Raw genomic sequence first — 5,602 nt, 5'->3', positions numbered from 1 at the left:
GGGCTCTTCTTCTGCGGGAGCAACGTTTCGAAGGTAAAGTCGATCGAGAAGGTAAAAGAGATCATAAGGGAGCTGATAGACGGCTTCTCTCTCTCCGACCTACAGAGCGAATCGTAAAGACATTAAAAAGAGAGAGGAAGATGTAGTCATCTTCCTCTCATTCAAATTACACCGGCGCCGACCTGCTCTCCCACGGATACCCTCCGCAGTACCATCGGCGATGGGGCGCTTAACTGCCGGGTTCGGCATGGGACCGGGTGTCTCCGCCCCTCCATTGGCACCGGAAGCTTATATGCCTTATGCTTTAAGGCTTATAAAGGATTTATGAGGTTAAGGCCTCGGCGTATTAGTACCGGTCGGCTCAAAGGGCGTTACCCTCTTACACTCCCGGCCTATCTATCCGGTCGTCTTCCGGACGCCTTACTTCCTATTACAGAATCAGGTATCTCATCTCGGGGACGGCTTCCCGCTTAGATGCCTTCAGCGGTTATCCTGACCGAACTTGGCTACCCAGCTTCTGCCCCTGGCGGAACAACTGGTTCACTAGCGGTTCGTCTATCCCGGTCCTCTCGTACTAAGGACGGCTCCCCTCAAATACCTTGCGCCCACAGTGGATAGGGACCGAACTGTCTCACGACGTTCTGAACCCAGCTCACGTACCGCTTTAATGGGCGAACAGACCAACCCTTGGGACCTGCTTCAGCCCCAGGATGCGATGAGCCGACATCGAGGTGCCAAACGCCGCCGTCGATAGGAACTCTCGGGCGGCATCAGCCTGTTATCCCCGGGGTAGCTTTTATCCGATGAGCGATGGCCTTTCCACTCAGGACCACCGGATCACTAGGACCAACTTTCGTTTCTGTTCGATCTGTCGATCTCTCAGTTAGGCCACCTTATACCCTTACGCTCTTTGGGTGTTTTCCATTCACCCTGAGGTGACTTTCGCGCGCCTCCGTTACTCTTTGGGAGGCGACCGCCCCAGTCAAACTGCCCGCCTGACAATGTCCGGCTCTATGTTTCAATAGCAGCCGTTAGAATCTCAGCACGGCAAGGGTGGTATTCCAACGGCGCCTCCGAAACAACTGACGTCATTTCTTCAACGGCTCCCACCTATTCTATACATGCTGTACCGAAATCCAATATCAAGTTACAGTAAAGCTCCACGGGGTCTTTCCGTCCTACTGCGGGGAACTGGCGTCTTTACCAGTACCACAATTTCACCGGGTCCACTGTTGAGACAGCGCTCAGATCGTTACACCTTTCGTGCAGGTCGGAACTTACCCGACAAGGAATTTCGCTACCTTAGGACCGTTATAGTTACGGCCGCCGTTTACCGGGGCTTCAGTTCAAAGCTGCGCCCTTAAGGGCTGACTTCTCCCTTTAACCTTCCGGCACCGGGCAGGTGTCAGACCCTATACTTCGGCTTGCGCCTTCAGCAGAGTCTTGTGTTTTAGTTAAACAGTCGCCTGAGCCTGGGTTCTGCGAACCAAAAACGCTTATAACGTTTAGTCTTCACGTCTTCAGCCACTCCTTCTCCCGAAGTTACGGAGTCAACTTGCAGAGTTCCTTAACAATGGTTTTCCCGTTCACCTTAGCTTGCTAGGCCAACCCACCTGTGTCGGTTTGAAGTACGGGTCCGATAGTTCTCCATAGCGGCTTTTCTCGGCAGCCGAGCATTTGCGCCTTCCAGAATTTTGTTTCTTCCACGTCAGGTCTCGGCTTTATGATGCGGGGGATTTGCCTCCCTCATCGGCCTACTTCTTTGTACCGGGATGTCCGTCGCCCGGCGCGCATAGCTTTCTGCTTTCCCGCTTCTGTCAAACGAACTACCGAAGGGCGGGGATGTCTACCCGCTGTCCATCGACTACGCTTTTCAGCCTCGCCTTAGGGCCCGCCTAACCCTGGGCGGATGAACCTTCCCCAGGAATCCTCGGGTTTTCGGTGAATATGTTTTTTGCATATTTCTCGCTACTCATGCCGTCATTCTCTCTTCTTTACTGTCCACGGCTTTTTACAACGCCGCTTCGTCCTGTAAAGAACGCTCCCCTACCACTCAATGTCTGAAACATTGAGTCCGAAGCTTCGGCGGCGTGCTTAGCCCCCCACATTTTTGGCGCGGGGACGCTCGACCAGTGAGCTGTTACGCACTCTTTGAAGGATGGCTGCTTCTGAGCCAACTTCCTGGCTGTCTGGGCTTCCCCACATCCTTGTCACACTTAGCACGCGCTTGGGGACCTTAGCTGTCGGGCTGGGCTGTTTCCCTTTCGACTACGGATCTTCGCACTCGCAGTCTCACTCTCTGACGCAATACAAAGGTATTCTTAGTTTGAGTAAGCTCGGCAGGCGTTGCCGCCCCCTTGCCTAGTCAGTGCTTTACCCCCTTTGTTCGTTCGCCTGAGGCTGCACCTCAATGCATTTCGGGGAGAACCAGCTATCACCATACTCGATTAGCTTTTCACTCCTATCCGCACCTCATCCAGGCCTTTTTCAACAGGCTGTGGTGCGATCCTCCAACCGGTGTTACCCGGTCTTCGATCTGGACACGGATAGATCGTATGGCTTCGGGTCTATAGTACGAGACTCGCGCCCTCTTCGGACTCGCTTTCGCTTCAGCTGCGGACCTCGTAGTCTTTAACTTCGCCACGCACTATAACTCGACGGCTCATTTTCCAAGAGGCACGATGTCACTTCTTACGAAGCTCCATCTGCTTGTTAGCACGAGGTTTCAGGTCTCTTTCACTCCCCGCCAGGGGTGCTTTTCACCTTTCCCTCTCGGTACTGTTTCTCTATCGGTCGCTGTATGTATTTAGCCTTGGACCGTGGTCGGCCCGGATTCGTACGGAGTTTCTCGTGTTCCGCATTACTTGGGTGTCATACCGGAGGCCGACGGCTTGCACTTACGAGGCTTTCACTCTCTATGGCCCGATTTTCCAACTCGGTTCGGTTTGCTGTCGGCTTTCTCGCTCCGTGGAAGGTCCGCAGCCTTTCCCGTATGATCCCTCTACACCGACGCCACAACGCCTGCGGGCTTGGCATGGCTACGGTTTGGGCTTCGCCCCTTTCGCTCACCACTACTTAGGGTATCTCTTACGATTTCTTTTCCTCCGGCTACTGAGATGTTTCACTTCGCCGGGTTGCCGCCTTTCTCTAAAGGCTCACGGGTTGACCCGTGAAGGTTGCCCCATTCAGATATCCGCGGGTCGATGGATGCTTGCTCCTTACCGCGGCTTTTCGCAGCTTGCTACGTCTTTCTTCGGCATACAGCGCCAAGGCATTCCCCTCGTGCTATGTGTACCTTAACCTCATAAATCCTTTATAGGCCTTCATACTTAAACCAAATACGGATCACAACACTCTTACCTCCGCTTTTTCGCTTTTCCAACGGCTTGAGCGCTTCTCCTTATACGGCTTCAAGGCTTCTTGTCATGGTTCTTAAAAGGGATGGAAAGCAAAGGATATTGGGGCCTGATGGATTTTTTTGGTCTGCATGCGCTTTGTTTTTGTTTGTTGCTCCTTAGAAAGGAGGTGATCCAGCCGCACCTTCCGGTACGGCTACCTTGTTACGACTTCACCCCCCTTACCAGGCGCACCTTCGACGCTTCTTCCCTTGCGGTTAAGCTCGCGGCTTCGGGTGCCCCCAACTCGGGTGGTGTGACGGGCGGTGTGTACAAGGCCCGGGAACGTATTCACCGCAGCTTGGCTGATCTGCGATTACTAGCGATTCCGGCTTCATGCAGACGAGTTGCAGTCTGCAATCCGAACTGGGACCGGCTTTTCTGGATCCGCCAACCATCGCTGGCAAGCTGCCTTTTGTGCCGGCCATTGTAGCACGTGTGTCGCCCTGGGCATATAGGCCATGATGACTTGACGTCGTCCCCACCTTCCTCCGCCTTGTCGGCGGCAGTCTCGCCGGAGTGCTCGACTCGACTCGTTAGCAACTGGCTATAGGGGTTGCGCTCGTTGCGGGACTTGACCCAACATCTCACGACACGAGCTGACGACAGCCATGCAGCACCTGTTCTACCTCCTTAGCAAGCTAAGGTCCTCTCGATCTCTCTCAAGTAACAGTAGTATGTCAAACCCAGGTAAGGTTCTTCGGTTTGCATCGAATTAAACCACGTGCTCCACCGCTTGTGCGGGCCCCCGTCAATTCCTTTGAGTTTCAGTCTTGCGACCGTAGTCCCCAGGCGGGACACTTATCGCGTTAGCTGCGGCACGGAGTAACTGCTTACCCCACACCCAGTGTCCATCGTTTACGGCCAGGACTACCGGGGTATCTAATCCCGTTCGCTGCCCTGGCTTTCGCACATGAGCGTCAGTCTTGTGCCAGGAAGCCGCCTTCGCCACCGGTGTTCCTCCCGATATCTACGCATTTCACCGCTACACCGGGAATTCCGCTTCCCTCTCACATACTCTAGATTATCAGTTTCAACTGTGATGCAAAGGTTGAGCCTCTGCCTTTTACAGCCGACTTGATTATCAGCCTGCGTGCGCTTCACGCCCAGTAATTCCGGACAACGCTTGCCACCTACGTATTACCGCGGCTGCTGGCACGTAGTTTGCCGTGGCTTTCTCTTGCGGTACCGTCACTCGCTTCTTCCCGCAAAACAGGGCTTTACATCCCGAAGGATTTCTTCACCCACGCGGCGTCGCTGGGTCAGGGTTTCCCCCATTGCCCAATATTCCCCACTGCTGCCTCCCGTAGGAGTCTGGACCGTCTCTCAGTTCCAATGTGGCCGGTCAACCTCTCAGTCCGGCTATCCGTCTTCGCCTTGGAGGGCCTTTACCCCTCCAACTAGCTGATGGAACGCGAGTCTCTCTGTTACCGGATCGCTCCTTTTACCTCTCGGCTTATGGGGTATTAGCTGACGTTTCCATCCGTTGTCCCCCTGTAACTGACAAGTCCTCACGCGTTACTCACCCGTCCGCCACTAAAATCATGTCTAAGCAAGCTTCTACATGATCCCCGTTCGACTTGCATGTGTTAGGCGCGCCGCCAGCGTTCGTCCTGAGCCAGGATCAAACTCTCCGTTTGATGCTGACGCGCTGCTCGACTGGTCTCCCTCTCCCGGCTTGACCGGGCACAGGGCTCCTTTTCTCTCAGGCCCGCTACCTTAGCGCTACCGCCTCTCGGCTTTCTGCTCTAAGGACGCTTCTACTTTGCTTTCCTTATCCCTTTGTCATGGTGCCTGTCGCGCCGCCGGGTTTCGCTAAAAGGCGTCCCGGCCGAGGCGCAACAGGTGGAAGTATATTACCCTTCCGCCTTTACGTCAAGGCCTTTTTTTCAGGACACACGGATTAGTGAAGACTGCCTTTCGATGACCTTTCGCCGTAAATCTCAATTTTTTCACATTAAAAATTCTTAAAATACAATTTAAAAAGCGCCGCCATGACTCGGCCGCTAATCGAGCGCTGCCGTTTACTGTATAATATGCAGGATGAAGGCGGGGGTTTTTTTTGGAATTTATGAGCTTTATACCCCTCTTCGGCACTCTTGCGAATGCGCTGCTGATCGCAGCGGGCTCCACCGCTGGGCTGCTGCTCCGCAAAAATCTGCCTGCCAAAGCCGCCGAACTGCCAACGCAGGGTATGGCCCTTTTCG

3 rRNA genes are annotated in these 5,602 nt (G+C 54.2%); all 3 read right to left on the bottom strand.

Going from position 1 to position 5,602, the window contains the following annotated elements:
- Nucleotides 1-169: 169 nt before the first annotated feature.
- The 3 genes from rrf to EH55_RS11580 all read right to left on the bottom strand — a co-directional run bounded on the left by rrf (nucleotide 170) and on the right by EH55_RS11580 (nucleotide 5,035).
- Nucleotides 170-285: ribosomal RNA gene (rrf, locus tag EH55_RS11590) — 5S ribosomal RNA — on the bottom strand.
- Nucleotides 286-326: 41 nt separating this feature from the next.
- Nucleotides 327-3,302, bottom strand: a 23S ribosomal RNA gene (locus EH55_RS11585).
- A 216-nt stretch (nucleotides 3,303-3,518) separates the two neighbouring features.
- A 16S ribosomal RNA gene (locus EH55_RS11580) occupies nucleotides 3,519-5,035 on the bottom strand.
- The 16S, 23S and 5S rRNA genes sit together here, the layout of an rRNA operon.
- Between the last annotated feature and the right edge of the window lie 567 nt (nucleotides 5,036-5,602).

The organism is Synergistes jonesii (genome assembly GCF_000712295.1).
In the GTDB taxonomy this organism is placed as follows: domain Bacteria; phylum Synergistota; class Synergistia; order Synergistales; family Synergistaceae; genus Synergistes; species Synergistes jonesii.
Note: the sequence above shows the minus strand (reverse complement) of the source record. Positions and strands in the feature narration are given on the sequence as shown.